Here is an 18826-nt window from a genome sequence, read left to right as displayed (position 1 = left end):
TGTGTCTCTGATCGCTTCTGACCACTTCCGCATCGTTGTCGGCCTCGGCAAGAGCGGCATGTCCCTGGTGCGCTTTCTGGCGCAGCAGGGCGTGTCGTTTGCCGTGGCTGACACGCGGGAAAATCCACCGGAGCTGGCCACGCTGCGCCGTGACTACCCGCAAGTGGAAGTGCGTTGTGGCGAGCTGGATGTCGAATTCCTGTGCCGCGCCGACGAGCTCTACGTAAGCCCCGGCCTGGCGCTGGCAACGCCTGCCTTGCAAGCGGCTGCCGCCCGTGGCGTGAAGCTGTCGGGTGATATCGATCTGTTCGCGCGTAACGCGAAAGCGCCCATCGTGGCAATCAGCGGTTCCAATGCCAAAAGCACCGTGACCACACTGGTCGGTGACATGGCGGCAGCGGCGGGCAAACGCGTTGCAGTCGGCGGTAACCTCGGCACGCCTGCGCTGGACCTGCTGGGCGATGACATCGAGTTGTATGTCATGGAACTGTCGAGCTTTCAGCTGGAAACCACCCACCATTTGGGCGCTGAAGTGGCCACCGTGCTCAACGTCAGCGAAGACCACATGGATCGCTACAGTGGTCTGCCGGCGTATCACTTGGCCAAGCACCGGATTTTTCGCGGCGCCAAACAAGTCGTCGTCAACCGTCAGGATGCGCTGACCCGTCCGCTGATGAGCGAAGGCCAGCCTTGCTGGACATTCGGCCTCAGTACGCCGGACTTCAAGGCGTTTGGTCTGCGCGAAGAGAACGGCGAAAAATACCTCGCCTTTGAATTCCAGAACCTGATGCCTGTGCGCGAGCTGAAAGTGCGCGGTGCGCACAACCAGGCCAATGCGCTCGCCGCGCTGGCACTCGGCCATGCTGCCGGTTTGCCGTTCGATGCGATGTTGCACAGCCTGCGCAACTTCACCGGCCTTGAGCACCGCTGCCAGTGGGTACGTGAACTCGATGGCGTGAGTTATTACAACGACTCCAAAGCCACCAACGTGGGCGCCGCACTGGCGGCCATCGACGGTTTGGGTATGGACATGGCCGGCAAACTGATCCTGATCGCTGGCGGTGACGGCAAGGGCGCTGACTTCAGCGGCCTGCGTGACTCCGTGGCGCAATACTGCCGCGCCGTGGTGTTAATCGGGCGCGATGCTGATCTTATTGCCGATGCATTGGGCGACGCCGTGCCGCAAGTGCGCGCGGGTTCGCTGGATGAGGCGATTGCCTTGAGCCGCTCACGGGCTGAGCCGGGCGATGCGGTACTGCTGTCGCCCGCATGCGCCAGCTTTGACATGTTCAAGAACTACGAAGAGCGCGGCCAGCTGTTCGCCCGCGCAGTGGAGGCCCAGGCATGATCTTCGGCATCCTCAAACCGTACCCTTCACCGCTGATCACGGGCCGTGGCATCGACCTCGACTTCCCGTTGCTCGCCGGTTGCCTGGCATTGCTCGGCCTCGGGCTGGTGATGATCACCTCGGCCTCCTCGGAGGTCGCAGCGTTGCAGTCGGGTAACACGCTGTACCACATGATCCGCCACCTGTTTTACATCGTGCTCGGTCTGGGCGCATGCATCGTGACCATGATGGTGCCGATTGCCACATGGCAGCGCTTGGGCTGGATGTTGCTGGTCGGCGCTTTCGGCTTACTGGTAGCCGTGCTGATCCCGGGGATTGGCCGTGAGGTAAACGGCTCCATGCGCTGGATCGGTTTCAGCTTCTTTAACGTACAGCCTTCGGAAATCGCCAAGGTCTTTGTGGTGATTTACCTCGCGGGTTATCTGGTACGTCAGCAAAAAGAAGTGCGTGAAAGCTGGATGGGCTTCTTCAAACCGTTCATCGTGCTGTTGCCAATGGCGGGTCTGTTGCTGATGGAGCCTGACTTCGGGGCCACTGTCGTCATGATGGGCGCGGCGGCGGCGATGCTGTTTCTGGGCGGGGTGGGCCTGTTCCGCTTCGCGTTGATGGTGGCGTTGGCCGTGGGCGCGGTGTTCGTTCTGGTACAAGCGCAGCCTTATCGAATGGCGCGTTTGATCACTTTCACCGACCCGTGGTCCGATCAGTTCGGTTCGGGCTATCAACTGACACAGGCGTTGATCGCCTTTGGTCGCGGCGAGTGGTTCGGCGTAGGTCTGGGCAATAGCGTGCAAAAGCAGTTCTACCTGCCCGAGGCTCACACCGACTTCGTATTCTCGGTACTGGCTGAAGAGCTGGGCGTGGTGGGTTCATTGCTGACCGTGGCCCTGTTTGTCTTCGTCTGCGTGCGCGGCATGTACATCGGCTTGTGGGCTGAGCGCGCCAAACAATATTTCGCGGCCTACATGGCGTACGGCCTGTCGTTCCTGTGGATCGGCCAGTTCCTGATCAACATCGGGGTGAACGTTGGCCTGTTGCCGACCAAGGGATTGACCTTGCCCTTCCTCAGTTATGGCGGCAGTTCGTTGGTGATTTGCTGCGTGTGCATGGGGTTGTTGCTGCGCATCGAGTGGGAGAGTCGAACTCACTTGGGCAGCGAAGAGACCGAGTTTAAAGAAAGCGACTTCGCAGAGGAGCCGAACCGTGGGCGCTAATGTGCTGATCATGGCGGGCGGCACCGGTGGACATGTGTTCCCGGCTTTGGCCTGCGCGCGCGAGTTTGAAGCCCGTGGCTACACCGTGCACTGGCTGGGTACGCCGCGCGGTATTGAAAACGAACTGGTGGAGCCTGCGGGCTTTACCTTGCACCGAATCAACGTGGCGGGCCTGCGTGGCAAAAGCAAACTGTCACTGCTCAAGGCCCCCTTTGTGTTGCTCAAGGCGTTGTTTGAGGCGCGCAAAATCATTCGCCAGCTCAAGCCTGTGTGTGTGTTGGGTTTTGGCGGCTACGTGACAGGCCCCGGTGGTCTGGCGGCCAAAACCTGCGGCGTGCCGGTGATTATCCACGAACAAAATGCCGTGGCCGGAACCGCGAACCGCTTGCTGTTGCCGATGACCGAGCGCGTGCTCGAAGCGTTCCCGGACACCTTCGACGCCTCGCATAAGCGTCACACCACCGGCAATCCTGTGCGCCCTGAGCTGTTCACTCTGGCCGAGCGTGCGCCGCTGCCAGGGCGCAAGGCGCGCTTGCTGGTGTTGGGCGGCAGCCTTGGGGCGGAGCCGTTAAACAAACTGCTGCCCGAAGCTCTGGCGCAAGTGCCGGTCGACGTGCGTCCTGAAGTGTTTCATCAGGCGGGCAAACAACACGATCAAATGACCGCCGAGCGCTACCACGCAGTCGGTGTAGAGGCTCAGGTACAGCCTTTTATTAAAGACATGGCCCATGCCTATGGCTGGGCCGACCTGGTGGTTTGTCGCGCAGGCGCGCTCACCGTCAGTGAACTGGCTGCGGCCGGTCTGCCTTCGCTGCTGGTGCCTTTGCCCCACGCGATCGATGACCATCAGAGCCGCAATGCCGACTTTTTGGCTCGGGAAGGCGCAGCTTTCCTGATGCCACAAGCGACGACTGGCGCAGCCGAACTGGCTGCTCGCCTGACAGAGGTTTTGATGCAACCGGAACGACTGAACAGCATGGCGACCAACGCTCGCCGCCTGGCCAAACCTGATGCGACCCGCAACGTTGTCGATATCTGCCTGGAGGTGGCCCATGGTTGAGAATCAAAAAGCCATGCCGCAACCGGAAATGCGCCGTATCCGCCGCATCCACTTCGTCGGTATCGGCGGTGTGGGCATGTGCGGTATCGCCGAGGTATTGCTCAACCTGGGTTATCAGGTGTCGGGCTCTGACCTGAATGCTTCGCCGGTGACGGAACGTCTTGAGTCGTTCGGCGCACAGATCTTCATCGGCCACCGTGCTGAAAACGCAGCCAATGCCGATGTGTTGGTGGTGTCGAGCGCGGTGAACACGTCGAACCCGGAAGTGGCGAGCGCGCTGGAGCGCCGCATTCCTGTAGTGCCACGCGCCGAGATGCTGGCTGAGTTGATGCGCTACCGTCATGGCATTGCCGTTGCCGGTACGCACGGCAAAACCACCACCACCAGCCTGTTGGCATCGGTGTTTGCAGCAGGCGGGCTGGACCCGACGTTTGTGATCGGTGGCCGGCTGAATGCAGCGGGCACCAATGCACAACTGGGCACCAGCCGTTACCTGATTGCCGAAGCGGACGAAAGTGATGCCAGCTTCCTGCATCTGCAACCGCTGGTGGCGGTCGTCACCAACATTGACGCCGACCACATGGCGACGTACGAAGGTGACTTCAACAAACTGAAGAAAACCTTCGTCGAGTTCCTGCACAACCTGCCGTTCTATGGCTTGGCGGTGCTGTGCCTGGACGACCCGGTGGTGCGTGAAATCCTGCCGTTGGTCAAGCGCCCGACCGTGACCTATGGCTTTAGCGAAAACGCTGACGTACGTGCGATCAATGTGCGCCAGCAAGGCATGCAAACCTTTTTCACCGTGTTGCGACCTGATCGTGCGCCGCTGGATGTGTCGGTAAACATGCCGGGCAACCACAACGTGCTCAATGCACTGGCCACCATCTGCATCGCATCGGACGAAGGCATCAGCGACGAAGCCATTGTTCAGGGTTTGTCGTGCTTTCAGGGCGTGGGGCGTCGCTTCCAGGTCTATGGCGAGCTGCCGGTTGAAGGCGGCAGCGTGATGCTGGTCGATGACTACGGTCATCACCCGACCGAAGTGGCTGCGGTGATCAAGGCCGTGCGCGGTGGTTGGCCGGAGCGCCGCCTGGTGATGGTTTACCAGCCGCACCGTTTCAGCCGCACCCGCGACCTGTACGACGATTTTGTGCAAGTGCTGGCCGACGCCAACGTGCTGCTGCTGATGGAAGTCTACCCGGCGGGCGAAGAACCTATCCCGGGCGCGGACAGCCGTCAGCTGTGCCACAGCATCCGTCAGCGTGGCCAGCTGGACCCGATCTACATTGAGCGCGGCGTGGAGCTGGCGCCGATCGTCAAGCCGCTGCTGCGTGCTGGCGACATTTTGCTGTGCCAAGGGGCGGGCGACATTGGCCGCCTGGCCCCCCAACTTATTAAAAGCCCGTTGTTTGCCGGCGCCGTTGTGGCAGCCAGCGAAGGAAAGTTGAAATGACTGCTGCCTACGCCACTCTGTTCTCGACCCTTACCCCAGCCGACTTCGGCCGTGTGGCGGTGCTGTTCGGCGGCAAAAGCGCTGAACGTGAAGTGTCGCTCAAGTCGGGCAATGCCGTATTGAGCGCGCTGCAAAGCGCTGGCGTTGATGCATTCGGTATCGACGTGGGCGACGACTTCATCAGCCGCATCACGAGCGAGAAGATCGACCGCGCGTTCATCATTCTTCACGGCCGCGGCGGCGAAGACGGCAGCATGCAGGGCCTGCTGGAATGCCTGGGCATCCCTTACACCGGCAGCGGCATCTTGGCCTCGGCACTGGCGATGGACAAATTGCGTACCAAACAGGTGTGGCACAGCCTGGGGATTCCGACCCCGCGCCATGCGGTCCTGAGCACTGAAGCCGATTGTATTTGCGCAGCGAAGGAACTGAGCTTCCCTTTGATCGTCAAACCGGCCCATGAAGGTTCAAGTATCGGTATGGCCAAAGTGAACAGCGTTGAGGAACTGATCAGCGCGTGGACCGAAGCCAGTAAGTACGACTCGCAAGTGTTGGTAGAGCAATGGATCTCGGGTCCCGAGTTCACCATCGCCACCCTGCGTGACCAGGTGTTGCCACCCATTGCCCTGGGCACCCCGCATACGTTCTACGACTACGACGCCAAATACGTGGCCAACGACACTCAGTACCGGGTGCCGTGCGGTCTGGACGAGGCCAAGGAAAAAGAATTGATGGACCTCACGGCCAAAGCCTGTGAGGCAATCGGTATCGCCGGTTGGGGACGTCTGGACGTGATGCAGGACACCGATGGCCAGTTCTGGCTGCTGGAAGTCAACACCGCGCCGGGCATGACGGATCACAGCCTGGTGCCGATGGCGGCCAAGGCGGCGGGTCTTGATTTTCAACAGTTGGTGCTGTCGATTCTGGCAGCCAGTGTAGAGGCGCGGGGTTAAGTCCATGCAAGGCGCACAGCATCGCCAGCCACCACTCGCCCCCGGCCGCAAGCCGGTGCCGCGGGGTGCAAGCCGAATGGTGGCTAAAGAGCCGATGTCGGTGCGCCTGCCGAAAGCCAACTTTGGCTTTCTCAAGGCATTGTTTTGGCCTGTGCTGTTGGTTGCGCTGGGATTTGGCACCTATGAAGGCGCGCAACGGCTCATGCCTTACGCGGATCGGCCGATTACCAACGTCAACGTGCAAGGTGATCTGACTTACATCAGTCAGCAAGCCGTGCAACAACGCATCGCCCCCTACATTGCCGCGAGCTTTTTTACGGTCGATCTGGAAGCGATGCGTACCGAGCTGGAACAGATGCCCTGGATTGCCCACGCCGAAGTGCGTCGGGTGTGGCCGGATCAGGTAGTGATTCGCCTCGAAGAGCAACTGCCGGTGGCGCGTTGGGGGGATGAAGCACTGCTCAACAACCAGGGGCAGGCGTTTACCCCGCGTGAACTGGCCAATTACGAACATTTGCCGCAGCTGTTCGGGCCGCAACGGGCTCAACAGCAAGTGATGCAGCAGTATCAGGTGTTGAGCCAAATGCTGCGTCCGATGGGTTTTTCCATCGCCCGGCTGGAGCTGCGTGAACGCGGTAGCTGGTTCCTGACAACGGGGGCTGGCAGTGCAGGGCCGGGTATCGAGCTGCTGTTGGGGCGCGATCATCTGGTAGAGAAAATGCGTCGCTTCATAGCCATCTATGAAAAAACGTTGAAAGAACAGATTACGAACATAGCGCGCATCGATTTGCGTTATGCCAACGGATTGGCCGTCGGCTGGCGGGAACCTGTGGCACCCACGATAGCCCAACCCGCTGTCGCGAAGAATTAAGAAGAGGCAGGACCCATGGCAAACGTGCAAAGCGGAAAAATGATCGTCGGTCTCGATATCGGCACCTCCAAGGTGGTGGCGCTGGTGGGCGAGGTCGGCGAAGACGGCATGATTGAAATCGTCGGTATTGGCACGCATCCGTCCCGGGGCCTGAAGAAAGGCGTGGTGGTGAACATCGAGTCCACCGTGCAATCGATCCAGCGCGCCATTGAAGAAGCGCAGCTGATGGCCGGTTGCCGGATCCACTCGGCGTTTGTCGGCGTGGCCGGTAATCACATTCGCAGCCTGAACTCCCACGGCATCGTGGCGATTCGCGACCGCGAAGTCAGCGCGGCTGACCTTGAGCGAGTACTGGATGCCGCCCAGGCGGTCGCCATCCCGGCTGACCAGCGTGTGTTGCACACGTTGGCGCAAGACTACGTGATCGATAACCAGGAAGGCGTGCGTGAGCCACTGGGCATGTCGGGCGTGCGTCTGGAAGCCAAGGTGCACGTGGTGACCTGCGCGGTGAATGCTGCGCAGAACATCGAGAAGTGCGTGCGTCGCTGTGGCCTGGAGGTGGACGACATCATCCTGGAGCAACTGGCGTCGGCGTACTCGGTGCTCACCGATGACGAAAAAGAGCTGGGTGTGTGCCTGGTGGACATCGGCGGCGGCACCACGGACATCGCGATCTTCACCGAAGGCGCCATTCGCCACACGGCGGTGATCCCGATTGCGGGCGATCAGGTGACCAACGACATCGCCATGGCGTTGCGCACACCGACCCAGTACGCCGAAGAAATCAAGATCCGTTACGCCTGCGCACTGGCCAAACTGGCGGGCGCCGGTGAAACCATCAAAGTGCCAAGCGTGGGCGATCGTCCGCCGCGCGAGCTGTCGCGTCAGGCATTGGCCGAAGTGGTCGAGCCGCGTTACGACGAGCTGTTCACCCTGATTCAGGCTGAGCTGCGCCGCAGTGGCTACGAAGATTTGATCCCGGCAGGCATCGTCCTGACGGGCGGCACGTCAAAAATGGAAGGCGCGGTCGAGCTGGCCGAAGAAATCTTCCATATGCCCGTGCGTCTGGGCGTGCCGCACAGCTTCAAGGGTTTGACCGATGTGGTACGTAACCCGATTTACTCCACGGCTGTGGGCTTGCTGCAATACGGGCTGCAAAAACAGTCCGATGGCATCTCTCTGTCGGGCCTAGGCAACCGCGACAGTTACAGCAGTGAAGAACAAAAAGCCCCGGTACTTGAACGTTTGAAGCGTTGGGTACAAGGCAATTTCTAAGCAGTAAATGATTCAAAAGCAGTAGAAGTAGGCGAAAAAAACTAGAGAAGGTAAGGAGAGGGACCATGTTCGAACTCGTAGACAACATCCCGCAAAGCCCGGTAATCAAGGTTATCGGTGTTGGTGGTGGCGGTGGCAATGCTGTTAACCACATGGTTAAGAGCAACATCGAAGGCGTGGAATTCATCTGCGCCAACACCGACGCACAAGCACTCAAGAGCATTGGTGCACGCACCATCCTGCAATTGGGCACAGGCGTGACCAAAGGCTTGGGCGCTGGCGCCAATCCTGAGGTCGGTCGTCAGGCCGCTCTGGAAGACCGCGAGCGCATTGCCGAAGTGTTGCAGGGCACCAATATGGTGTTCATCACCACGGGCATGGGTGGCGGTACCGGTACTGGTGCTGCACCGATCATTGCCGAAGTGGCCAAAGAAATGGGGATTCTCACCGTTGCGGTGGTGACACGTCCGTTCCCGTTCGAAGGTCGCAAGCGCATGCAGATCGCTGACGAAGGTATTCGTCTGCTGTCCGAAAGCGTCGATTCGTTGATCACGATTCCGAACGAAAAACTGCTGACCATCCTCGGTAAGGACGCCAGCCTGCTGTCGGCTTTCGCCAAGGCGGATGACGTACTGGCCGGCGCCGTTCGCGGCATCTCCGACATCATCAAGCGTCCGGGCATGATCAACGTCGACTTTGCCGACGTGCGCACCGTGATGAGCGAAATGGGCATGGCGATGATGGGCACTGGCTGCGCCAGCGGTCCGAACCGTGCACGCGAAGCGACCGAAGCGGCCATCCGCAACCCGTTGCTCGAAGACGTGAACCTGGAAGGTGCGCGCGGCATCCTGGTGAACATCACCGCAGGTCCAGACCTGTCGTTGGGTGAATACTCGGACGTGGGTAGCATCATCGAAGCGTTTGCTTCGGAGCACGCGATGGTCAAAGTCGGTACCGTTATCGACCCGGACATGCGCGACGAACTGCACGTAACCGTTGTAGCGACCGGTCTGGGCGCGAAAATCGAGAAGCCGGTCAAAGTGATCGACAACACGGTTCAATCGTCCTACTCGGCGTCTTCGGCTCAAGCAGCGGCGGCACGTCAGGATGTGCGTCAGGAGACTCGCCAGGAGCTGCCAACGGTTAACTACCGTGACCTGGATCGCCCGACCGTGATGCGTAACCAAGCCCAGCAAGGCGCCACCACGGCTGCCAAGCTCAATCCTCAAGACGATCTGGATTACCTGGACATCCCGGCTTTCCTGCGTCGACAGGCTGATTAATGAAATCAATCAGGGGGATTAAGGTGATTGGTATTCAGCAAAGGTTCGGTCTGCTATTATCGCCAGCCTTTGTTGATACCAGTTCGCAATTTGCGCTGAAGCGGCCAATGCCATGATTAAACAACGCACCCTGAAAAATATTATCCGTGCCACAGGTGTCGGCCTGCACTCCGGTGAGAAGGTCTACCTGACCCTCAAGCCTGCGCCTGTGGACACCGGCATCGTGTTTTGTCGTGCAGACCTTGACCCTGTGGTGCAGATCCCTGCTCGCGCGGAAAACGTCGGCGAGACAACCATGTCGACCACGTTGGTCAACGGCGATACCAAAGTAGACACGGTAGAGCACTTGCTCTCGGCCATGGCTGGCCTGGGGATCGATAACGCCTACGTCGAACTCTCCGCGTCTGAAGTCCCTATCATGGACGGTAGCGCTGGACCTTTCGTATTTTTGATTCAATCTGCCGGCCTGGAAGAACAGGACGCGCCGAAGAAATTCATCCGCATCCTGCGTGAAGTGACAGTGGAAGATGGCGACAAGCGCGCCACTTTTGTCCCTTTCGAAGGCTTCAAGGTGACTTTCGAGATCGATTTCGATCACCCGGTTTTCCGCAATCGCACCCAAAGTGCAAGCGTGGATTTCTCAAGCACTTCGTTTGTAAAAGAAGTCAGCCGCGCCCGTACCTTTGGCTTCATGAGTGATATCGAGTACCTGCGCAAGCACAACCTCGCACTCGGTGGCAGCGTGGAAAACGCGATCGTTGTCGACGCAGACGGCGTACTGAACGAAGACGGTCTTCGCTATGAAGACGAATTCGTGAAGCACAAGATCCTCGACGCAATTGGCGATCTCTACCTGTTGGGCAATAGCCTGATTGGTGAGTTCAAAGGCTTCAAGTCTGGCCACGCACTGAACAACCAGCTGCTTCGCAAGCTGATTGAGCAGAAAGATGCATGGGAAGTCGTGACCTTTGAAGATGCCAGCACTGCACCGATCTCGTACATGCGTCCGGTTGCGGCAGTTTAAGTAAAACTTCTTTCTCTAGTTTTTGAAGGCCACCCTCGGGTGGCCTTTTTTTTGTGCACCCAACCGTGCTGATGGCTGAATCAGGGCTGCACCGCTGTGGCTGGGTACAGTCCTGAATCTGGATCGCTACTTGCCGGCTTGGCTCACGGCTTAAAACACATCCAGCGGGTAATCGATGATCACGCGGTACTCATCCACATTGTTGTCCACCGCCTGATACGCATCGTTACCGCGGTTGGCTGACCAGCGCAGAGCGACGCCGAGGTTTTTCGCCGGGCCTTCTTGCAGCACGTATTTGACGGTCAGGTCGCGTTCCCAATGTTTGGCATGCTTGCCGTCGGCGTTGTACCAGTTGCTGTAGCCGACGCTGTTGGGGTCAACCTTGGTCAGGTCCAACTCACCACGCGAGTACGACACCGTCGACGTCAGGCCCGCCAGACCCAGCCCGGCAAAGTCATATTCGTATTGCAGTTTCCAGGAGCGCTCGTTCGGGCCGTTAAAGTCCGAGTACTGCTGGGAGTTGTCCAGGTACACGCTGTCGCCCTGATAGATGTAGTCAAACGGCGTGTTGCCGTTTACCCGCTGGTACACGGCAGTGACCGTGTGCCCGGCGACGGCCACGGCAAAGTGCAGGCTGAACGTGTTGTTGTCGATATCGCCGAGCAGCGCTTTGCCCGTGTCCTGAGTGTGGTAGAAGTGCAGGCCGGGGTTGAGGCTGACACTTTCGTTCAGGGCGTAGGTGTAATCCAGATCGTAGTAGTACTGATTCCAGATGTCCTTGAGCTCGGCGGCATAGAGGTTGCTGGTCAGCGCCGGTACGCCGCTCCACGAGGCCCCGGCCCAGTTGATGTGTTGGCTGCTCTGGCCTTTGAGGTTGCCGTACATGGTGGTCATGCGGCGCATGCCACTTTGGTTGTACGGTTTTTCGAAACTGACCTGCCCACCTTCGAACATCCAGCCTTCCAGGCTGTGATTGGTCAGCGTGACGCCGCGAAAAGCCTGCGGCAGCATACGCGTCTCGCCGCCGGCAATGACCGGGTTGGAGAGGAACATGTCACCGGCTTTAAGCTCGGTATCAAACGCGCGCATTTTCAGCGCTGCGCCCGCAGACGAAAACTCGGTCGGCGCCTTGCCGTTGCCATCGCTGACCGGCAGGATGCTGCTGCCGTCGGTGCCGCCACCGCCATCAAGTTTGAGGCCGAGCATGCCGTAGGCATCCACACCAAAGCCTACGACACCTTGGGTGAACCCCGACTCAAACGTACCAATAAACCCCTGGCCCCACTCTTTGCTGTCATCGCCTTTCGGGCTGCGAATGTCGTGATTCATGTAGTAATTGCGCAGGTGCAGCTTGAGGCTGGAGCCTTCGATAAAACCTTCCTTGGCGGTGTCATCGTCAGCGTGAGCGAATGTCGGGATCGTTGCGGCCAGCGCGAGGAATAGCGGGCTGAGCTTGAGTGTGTTCTTCACCGGTAAATGGCTCCTTTTTTGGGGTGGCAGTTTTTATTGTCTGTAGGCATTTGAATGCGTATTCAAAGACGCCAAACGCTGTGGCGGCTTTTTTTAAAACAAAAAAAAGCCGCTATAGTAGCGGCTTTTGAAACAATCAGTCACATATAAAGGCCGTGACTGACTGGGTCGGGAAGACTTCAGGTGGGCAATCAGCTGTCTTTGGTATCAACGCTAGCGCTGGTTTTGACCTGTGATGACTGAGGCTTGGCCTCGTTTTGGTGGTTGGCCGTCAGTTCCTGTTGGTGCTGCTCATAGGCGGCTGCGCGGGCTGCATTTTGCGCGACGAACGCGGGCGATTCTTCCGCCATGGCCAAGGGCGACAACAACAAAGACGACAAAGCGAAAACGCTGGCCATACCCATACTGCTGGACATTTCAAAGACCTTCTTGCTGAGCAAGTTCTGTGTGGTGCGATCAAAATATAGACAACCCGCCCCCTGAAAAAGCCCTGCGCTGGATAAGGACTTTTGCGTTTTGAGTAACAACGCGATTACCGCTCCTACGCGGTATGGGGCGGAAGGTGCAGGCCGAAGGTATTTATTCCGTCGCGACTGTAGGCAAACACATCTCCGCCATGCATGTGCGCGATTGCTTTGACGATGGCCAATCCCAGCCCGTGATTGCTCCCGCTGTTGTAGCGCGCGGCATCCACGCGATAAAAACGTTCAAACAGGCGGGGCAGGTGTTCATCGGCTATCGGAGTGCCGGGGTTGCTGATGCTGATGCTGATCCGCTCAGGGCCTTGAGTGATGTGTACGTCAATCTGCTGGCCGGGCCCGGTGTGTTGCACGGCATTGTTCAGCAAGTTGATGAGCGCCCGGCGCAAATGCGGTGTTTCAATGCTGGCCTGGGCATCGCCGCTGACCTGTACCTGCACGCGCGCATCTTCAAGGATGAAGTCCAGGTAATCCAGGGTCGTGGCCACTTCGTCCGCCAGCGAGGCACGGGTTAACGCACAGGCTTTGCTGCCTTGATCGGCACTGGCCAAAAACAGCATGTCGTTGATGATGCTGCGCAAGCGTTCCAGTTCTTCGAGGTTCGATTGCAGCACTTCAAAGTAATGCTCGGCCGAGCGCCCACGGGTCAGTGCGACTTGGGTCTGGCCAATCAGATTGGTCAGCGGCGAGCGCAGCTCGTGGGCCACATCGGCATTGAATGACTCCAGCCGCGTGTAAGCCTGTTCGACGCGATCCAGTGTGGCGTTGAATGCACTGACCAACTGATCCAGCTCAGGTGGCAGGGGTGACACCCGTAAACGCCCGGACAAGCGTGGAGAGGCCAGTTTTTGTGCTTCTTCACTGAGTGTGATCAAGGGCTTGAGACCCACACGCGCTACCCAATAGCCCAAAAGCGAGGCCAGCACGACCCCGATGATTGCCAGGCTGATCAGCGCAATCAACAAGTGGTGTTGGGTTTGGTGGAACGTCTCGGTGTCGATGGCAATCAAAAAGCGCAGCGCGGGGCGTTGGTCTTTGGCCGGCACGTCGCTGGTCAGCACTTTGAGCGGGGACGACATGCCGGGTAGCGTCAGGTCACGAATACCTTCCGGGCCTTGGGCGAAGGTGCGAACGCTTGCATCGGCATCCCCGAACTCATAGTCAGGGTGCGGGCTGATGACCCAAAACCGGATGCGCTTGTCTTCTTCAGTCAACAGTTTGAGTTTGGCGCTGATCTTGGCCCAATGGTCCGGGTTGCCGAAACGGTTGATCGACGACTCCAGCACGCTGTAGCGCGCCTCCAGTTCAGCTTCGGGGAGCCTGGCGATGCTTTTGTCGACTTGCTGGTACAGCGCGCCGCCAATCAACACGAACACCAGCAAGGCCACGAGCGTGAACAGCAGGCTCAGGCGCAGGGCGATGGCGTTCAAACGCAGCGCGGGCTTAGACACTGCGCCGCTCCAGCACGTAGCCCATGCCGCGAATGGTGTGCAGCAACTTGTGTTCGAACGGCCCGTCGAGCTTGGCGCGCAAGCGTTTGATCGCGACTTCGACGACGTTGGCGTCGCTGTCGAAATTGATGTCCCAGACCAGTTCGGCGATGGCGGTTTTGGACAGGATTTCACCTTGGCGCCGCGCCAGTACGCTGAGCAATGAAAACTCTTTGGCAGTCAGGTCCAGACGGCCCCCGGCGCGGGTGGCCTTGCGGCTGATGAGGTCAATCCACAGGTCATCGACCATGACCTGTACCGGTTCATGGCCGCCACTGCGTCGGGTCAACGCTTGCAAGCGCGCCACCAGTTCCAGAAACGAAAACGGCTTGCCCAGGTAATCGTCAGCCCCTTCGCGCAACCCGCGAATGCGGTCTTCGACCCGTTCACGGGCGGTCAGCATGATCACCGGGGTTTGCTTGCGGGCACGCAAGGCGCGCAGCACGCCAAAGCCATCGAGGCCGGGCAGCATGACGTCGAGCACAATGACCGCGTAATCGCTTTCGAGTGCCAAATGCAGGCCCTCAATACCGTCGCGCGCCACGTCCACGGTGTAGCCCTGTTCGGTCAAGCCGCGGCGCAGGTAATCAGCCGTTTTTTCTTCGTCTTCAATAATCAGAACGCGCATAACCCGCCTCAGTGATCAGTCGCCAGCCCGCTGGCGGGTTTGGACCGGTGGAACAGTCTTTCAAGCCACAAGTATATGACTGGCGTGGTAAACAGCGTCAGCGCCTGACTCACCAGCAGCCCGCCCACCACCGCAATGCCCAAAGGCTGACGCAGCTCGGCGCCGGTGCCGTAGCCGAGCATCAGCGGCAGCGCGCCGAGCAATGCGGCGAGCGTGGTCATGATGATCGGCCGAAAACGCGTCAGGCAGGCCTCATAGATGGCGTGCTCGGGCGCCAGCCCACGAGTGCGTTGAGCATGCAGGGCAAAGTCGATCATTAGAATGCCGTTTTTCTTCACGATGCCAATCAGCAGCACCAACCCGATCAACGCCATGATCGAAAAGTCTTGCCCGCAGATCCACAGCATCAGCAACGCGCCGACGCCCGCCGAGGGCAAGGTTGAGATGATGGTCAGCGGGTGCACGAAGCTTTCGTACAACACGCCGAGAATGATGTACACCGCCACCAGCGCCGCCAGAATCAACCACGGCTGACTGGCCAGCGAGCTTTGAAAGGCCTGGGCCGCCCCCTGAAAGTTGCCGCTGATCGTGCTGGGCATGCCGATGTCATTTTTTGCCTGATTGAGCATCAACACCGCATCGCCCAGCGCCACGCCGGGGGCGAGGTTGAACGACAGGTTAGCGGCTGGGAACATGCCGTCATGGCTGATGGACAGCGGGCCACTGATCGGTGCATCGACCTTGGCCACGGCAGACAGCGGCACCATGTCGCCGGTTTGCGGCGAACGCAGGTAGAAGTAGTTCAGGCTTTGGGCCTTGGCGCGTTGTTGCGCGTCGAGTTCAAGGATGACGTTGTACTGATTGATCTCGGTTTGGAACTCATTCACCTGTCGCTGGCCAAAGGCGTCGTAGAGCGCTTCATCGACATCGGTGGCGGTCAGCCCGAAGCGCGCGGCGGCGTTTCGGTCGATGCTGATGTGGGTGATGCTGGCGCCCAGTTGCAGGTCGTTGGACAGGTCGCGAAAGGCCGGGTTGGTGCGCAGTTTTTCCGTCAGGCGCTGGGTCCAGGCAGTGAGGGTCGCCCCGTCATTGCTCTTGAGCACGTATTGATACTGGCTGCGGCTGGGGCCGGCGCTCAGGTTGATGTCTTGTCCGGCGCGCAGGTACAGCACGATGCCGGGCACTTTGGCCAGTTGCGGGCGTATACGGTCGATGAACTCACTGGCCGACACATCGCGCTCACTGCGGTCTTTGAGGGCGATCCAGAAGCGCCCGTTGGCGATGGTCTGGTTGCTGCCGGTCACGCCCACGGAGTGCGAAAACGCCTTGACGGCCGGATCGTTGCTGACGATGTCGGCCAATGCCAAATGCTTTTTCACCATGTCCGGGTAGGACACGTCGGCGGCAGCCTCGCTGGTGCCCAACACAAAGCCGGTGTCTTGCACCGGGAAGAACCCTTTGGGGATCAGCACATAACCGGTCACGGCCATGGCCAGCGTTACGCCAAACACCCCCAGCATTAACCGTTGGTGCGCCAGGGCGCGCGTTAAGCCTTTTTCATACAGCGCGAGCAACCGTTCACCGAAGCCGGGTGTGGCATCGGCCGGGTGCACCGGGGCTTTCATGAACAGCGCGGCCAAGGTCGGTGCGAGGGTCAGGGACACCAGTACCGAAATCAAAATGGTCGAAGTCGCGGTCAGGGCGAACTCCTTGAACAGCCGCCCGACCACACCGCCCATGAACAACAGCGGGATAAACGCCGCCACCAGCGACAGGCTGATCGACACTACGGTGAAGCTGATTTCGCTGGAACCCTTGATTGCCGCCTCGCGCATGCTGTCGCCCGCTTCGAGGTGACGATGGATGTTTTCCACCACCACAATCGCATCGTCGACCACAAAGCCCACGGCCACCACGATTGCGACCAGCGTCAGATTATTGAGGCTGAAGCCCAGCACGTACATCAGCGCGAAACTGGCGATCAACGACACGCCCAATACTGACGAGACGATCAGCGTGGCTGACCATTGGCGCAGGAACAGCGCCATCACGGCAATCACCAGCAACACGGCAATCAGTAGCGTGATTTCGACTTCGTGCAGCGAGGCGCGGATGGTCTGCGTGCGGTCACTCAGCACCTTCACCTCTACCGAGGCCGGGAGCATGGCTTGCAAACCGGGCAGGGCAGCCTGAATGCGGTCCACGGTTTCAACAATGTTGGCGCCGGGCTGACGCGAAATCACCAGGTTCAAACCGGGCTGATGCCCGGACCAGGCTTGCACGTAGTCGTTTTCTGAGCCGTTGATCACCCGCGCCACGTCGCGCAATTGCACTGGCGCGCCGTCTTTGTACGCGACGATCAGTTGGGCATAGTCATCGGCGTTAAACAGTTGATCGTTGGTCGACAGCGTGGAAATGCTCGATGGCCCATACAGCGCACCCTTGGCCAGGTTGAGGCTGGTTTGCTGAATCGCCAGCCGGATGTCGGCCAGGGTCAGGCCAATGGCCGCCAGTTTGTCGGCAGACGCCTGAACGCGGATCGCCGGACGTTGCTGGCCGGTGATATTGATCAGCCCTACGCCGTCGATCTGGCTGATTTGCCGCGCCAGCAGGGTTTCAACGTAGTCACTCAATTCGGTGCCGGGCATCTGCATCGAACTGATGCTGAGAATCAGCACCGGGCTGTCCGCCGGGTTGACCTTCTTCCAGGTGGGCAGCGTCGGCATGTCTTTGGGTAATTTGCCGGAGGCGGTATTGATGGCCGCCTGAACTTCTTGGGCGGCCGTGTCGATACTTTTGTCGAGGGTAAATTGCAGGGTCAGGGTGGTCGAACCCAGCGCGCTGCTGGAGGTCATTTGCGTCACGCCGGGGATGGCGCTGAACTGCACCTCCAGCGGGGTCGCCACCGACGACGCCATGGTGTCGGGGCTGGCACCGGGTAACTGGGCCGAGACTTGAATGGTGGGGAACTCCGCCTCGGGCAGCGGCGCAATGGGCAGGCGTGGAAACGCAATCAAACCGACTAACACCAGCGCGAAAGTCAGTAGCACCGTGGCCACCGGGTGATCAACGCACCAGGCTGAGAGTGAGCGACTGGCGGTCATGGTTGCACCGACGCGTCAGGCGTCTGCGCAGGTTCATGCACTACCTCAATCCGCGAACCGGGCTTGAGCCGCGACTGACCGTCACTGACCAGCGTGTCCCCCCCGTTGACGCCGCTGATGATGTTCAGTTCGGTGTCTTGATACACCATGCGCACCGGTACACTTTCGACGCCATCGCCTTTAACGCGGTACACGAAGTAGTTATCCAGCCCGCGTTGCACCACGCTCGGCGGCACCACCAAAGCGTTCTGCTCAACCCCGGTTTGAACCTCGACATTCACCAGTTGGCCGGGCCACAGCGTGTGCTGGGGGTTATCAAACTGCGCCTTGACCTTGATCGTGCCGGTCGTCGCCGACACCTGGTTGTCGATCAGGCTTAAACGCCCTTCGCCCAAGGGGGCGCTGCTGTGCTCGCTGTCGCCGATAAAGGCTTTGACCAAGGCCGGTGTCTTGGCCTCAAGCAAGTCATGGAGGGTGGGCAGTTGCTGTTGTGGCAGCGAAAACTCCACGGCAATCGGGTCGATCTGCGTCACCGAAAACAGCCCCTGCGCGTCGCTGACCCGCAGGAAATTACCGGGATCTACCGCACGGATCCCCACGCGCCCGGTGACCGGAGAATGGATGTGCGTATACGACAACTGCACCTTGGCCGCCGCGATGGCGGCCTGATTGCCACGGGCTGTGGCTTTGAGCTGATTGACCAGCGCTTGCTGCTGATCGAGGGTTTGTTTGGAGATGCCGTTGTCGACGCTCAGCAGTTGATAGCGTTTAAGGTCGATCTGCGCCACCCGCAACAGCGCCTGATTTTGCCCCAGTTGTGCGTTGGCTTGATCGAGGCTGGCCTGAATCGAGCGATCATCCAGTGTGGCCAGCAAATCCCCGGCCTTGACGCTTTGGCCTTCCTTGACCAGCAACTGGGTGAGGATGCCGTCGATTTGCGGGCGGATCATCACACTGTGCAGTGACAGCACCGCGCCTATCCCGCTCACATAGCGTGGCACATCGCGTTGCACCACCTGGATCACGCGCACCGGAATGGTTGCCGCGTGGGTGGGTTTGGTTTTAGCCGGGCGAGTGAGCAGCCAGCTGCCGGTCACGATCAAGGCCATGATCAACAGGCTCAGCAGGATCTTGTTGTTTGAAATGCGCATGCCGGGTAAACGCCGTGTGCGTGAAA

General features: G+C 59.5%; 15 protein-coding genes. 9 read left to right on the top strand and 6 right to left on the bottom strand.

From position 1 onward, the window contains the following. The first annotated feature begins 1 nt into the window (after position 1). From murD to lpxC, 9 genes are all read left to right on the top strand, one after another. Positions 2–1348, top strand: a complete 1347-nt coding sequence (gene murD, locus GYN01_RS05755) for a UDP-N-acetylmuramoyl-L-alanine--D-glutamate ligase (RefSeq protein ID WP_048401286.1) — start codon at positions 2–4, stop codon at positions 1346–1348. Next, entirely contained in the window at positions 1345–2559 is a 1215-nt protein-coding gene (ftsW, locus tag GYN01_RS05750; protein WP_048362560.1) for a putative lipid II flippase FtsW, read from the top strand. Before murD ends, ftsW begins: the two co-directional genes overlap by 4 nt. Beyond that, positions 2549–3619, top strand: a complete 1071-nt coding sequence (murG, locus tag GYN01_RS05745) for an undecaprenyldiphospho-muramoylpentapeptide beta-N-acetylglucosaminyltransferase (protein WP_048362561.1) — start codon at positions 2549–2551, stop codon at positions 3617–3619. The genes ftsW and murG overlap by 11 nt, the downstream gene beginning before the upstream one ends. Further along, complete coding sequence (murC, locus tag GYN01_RS05740) at positions 3612–5072, top strand: UDP-N-acetylmuramate--L-alanine ligase (protein WP_048362562.1); 1461 nt, start codon at positions 3612–3614, stop codon at positions 5070–5072. Before murG ends, murC begins: the two co-directional genes overlap by 8 nt. Further along, on the top strand, positions 5069–6025 hold the full coding sequence (locus GYN01_RS05735; RefSeq protein WP_048362563.1) for a D-alanine--D-alanine ligase: 957 nt from the start codon (positions 5069–5071) through the stop codon (positions 6023–6025). Before murC ends, GYN01_RS05735 begins: the two co-directional genes overlap by 4 nt. A 4-nt stretch (positions 6026–6029) precedes the next feature. Next, positions 6030–6896 carry a cell division protein FtsQ/DivIB gene (locus tag GYN01_RS05730; protein WP_048362564.1) on the top strand — a complete coding sequence of 289 codons (867 nt, stop codon included), beginning with the start codon at positions 6030–6032 and terminating at the stop codon, positions 6894–6896. 15 nt (positions 6897–6911) lie between these two features. Further along, positions 6912–8171, top strand: a complete 1260-nt coding sequence (gene ftsA / locus GYN01_RS05725) for a cell division protein FtsA (RefSeq protein WP_048362565.1) — start codon at positions 6912–6914, stop codon at positions 8169–8171. Positions 8172–8236: 65 nt separating this feature from the next. Beyond that, positions 8237–9454, top strand: a complete 1218-nt coding sequence (gene ftsZ / locus GYN01_RS05720) for a cell division protein FtsZ (RefSeq protein WP_048362566.1) — start codon at positions 8237–8239, stop codon at positions 9452–9454. 112 nt (positions 9455–9566) lie between these two features. Further along, complete coding sequence (gene lpxC / locus GYN01_RS05715; RefSeq protein WP_047273792.1) at positions 9567–10478, top strand: UDP-3-O-acyl-N-acetylglucosamine deacetylase; 912 nt, start codon at positions 9567–9569, stop codon at positions 10476–10478. A gap of 150 nt (positions 10479–10628) precedes the next feature. On the opposite strand, the gene GYN01_RS05710 is transcribed toward lpxC, so the two are convergent. From GYN01_RS05710 to GYN01_RS05685, 6 genes are all read right to left on the bottom strand, one after another. After that, positions 10629–11948 (bottom strand): OprD family outer membrane porin, encoded by a 1320-nt coding sequence (locus tag GYN01_RS05710; protein WP_203306713.1) that lies wholly within the window; start codon positions 11946–11948, stop codon positions 10629–10631. 191 nt (positions 11949–12139) lie between these two features. Beyond that, positions 12140–12364 (bottom strand): hypothetical protein, encoded by a 225-nt coding sequence (locus GYN01_RS05705; protein WP_048363016.1) that lies wholly within the window; start codon positions 12362–12364, stop codon positions 12140–12142. A 125-nt stretch (positions 12365–12489) separates the two neighbouring features. Next, the gene (locus GYN01_RS05700; protein WP_420850362.1) at positions 12490–13878 is read right to left on the bottom strand and encodes a heavy metal sensor histidine kinase; all 1389 of its coding nucleotides are present in this window, start codon (positions 13876–13878) and stop codon (positions 12490–12492) included. Beyond that, on the bottom strand, positions 13871–14545 hold the full coding sequence (locus GYN01_RS05695) for a heavy metal response regulator transcription factor (RefSeq protein WP_048362568.1): 675 nt from the start codon (positions 14543–14545) through the stop codon (positions 13871–13873). Before GYN01_RS05695 ends, GYN01_RS05700 begins: the two co-directional genes overlap by 8 nt. A gap of 8 nt (positions 14546–14553) precedes the next feature. Next, positions 14554–17649, bottom strand: a complete 3096-nt coding sequence (locus GYN01_RS05690; RefSeq protein ID WP_203306712.1) for a multidrug efflux RND transporter permease subunit — start codon at positions 17647–17649, stop codon at positions 14554–14556. Next, positions 17646–18800, bottom strand: a complete 1155-nt coding sequence (locus GYN01_RS05685) for an efflux RND transporter periplasmic adaptor subunit (RefSeq protein ID WP_203306711.1) — start codon at positions 18798–18800, stop codon at positions 17646–17648. The genes GYN01_RS05690 and GYN01_RS05685 overlap by 4 nt, the downstream gene beginning before the upstream one ends. Between the last annotated feature and the right edge of the window lie 26 nt (positions 18801–18826).

The sequence above is a fragment of the Pseudomonas weihenstephanensis genome (assembly GCF_016812185.1).
Classification (GTDB): Bacteria; Pseudomonadota; Gammaproteobacteria; order Pseudomonadales; family Pseudomonadaceae; genus Aquipseudomonas; species Aquipseudomonas weihenstephanensis.
The sequence above is the reverse complement of the archived record's forward strand: the minus strand, read 5'-3'. Positions and strand labels throughout refer to the sequence as shown.

Excerpts from the sequence above, each read along its gene's own strand:
- ftsW (WP_048362560.1), top strand. The coding sequence starts at position 1,345 with ATGATCTTCGGCATCCTCAAACCGTACCCTTCACCGCTGATCACGGGC.
- murC (WP_048362562.1), top strand. The coding sequence starts at position 3,612 with ATGGTTGAGAATCAAAAAGCCATGCCGCAACCGGAAATGCGCCGTATC.
- GYN01_RS05735 (WP_048362563.1), top strand. The coding sequence starts at position 5,069 with ATGACTGCTGCCTACGCCACTCTGTTCTCGACCCTTACCCCAGCCGAC.
- GYN01_RS05730 (WP_048362564.1), top strand. The coding sequence starts at position 6,030 with ATGCAAGGCGCACAGCATCGCCAGCCACCACTCGCCCCCGGCCGCAAG.
- ftsA (WP_048362565.1), top strand. The coding sequence starts at position 6,912 with ATGGCAAACGTGCAAAGCGGAAAAATGATCGTCGGTCTCGATATCGGC.
- ftsZ (WP_048362566.1), top strand. The coding sequence starts at position 8,237 with ATGTTCGAACTCGTAGACAACATCCCGCAAAGCCCGGTAATCAAGGTT.
- lpxC (WP_047273792.1), top strand. The coding sequence starts at position 9,567 with ATGATTAAACAACGCACCCTGAAAAATATTATCCGTGCCACAGGTGTC.
- GYN01_RS05705 (WP_048363016.1), bottom strand. The coding sequence starts at position 12,364 with ATGTCCAGCAGTATGGGTATGGCCAGCGTTTTCGCTTTGTCGTCTTTG.
- GYN01_RS05695 (WP_048362568.1), bottom strand. The coding sequence starts at position 14,545 with ATGCGCGTTCTGATTATTGAAGACGAAGAAAAAACGGCTGATTACCTG.
- GYN01_RS05690 (WP_203306712.1), bottom strand. The coding sequence starts at position 17,649 with ATGACCGCCAGTCGCTCACTCTCAGCCTGGTGCGTTGATCACCCGGTG.
- GYN01_RS05685 (WP_203306711.1), bottom strand. The coding sequence starts at position 18,800 with ATGCGCATTTCAAACAACAAGATCCTGCTGAGCCTGTTGATCATGGCC.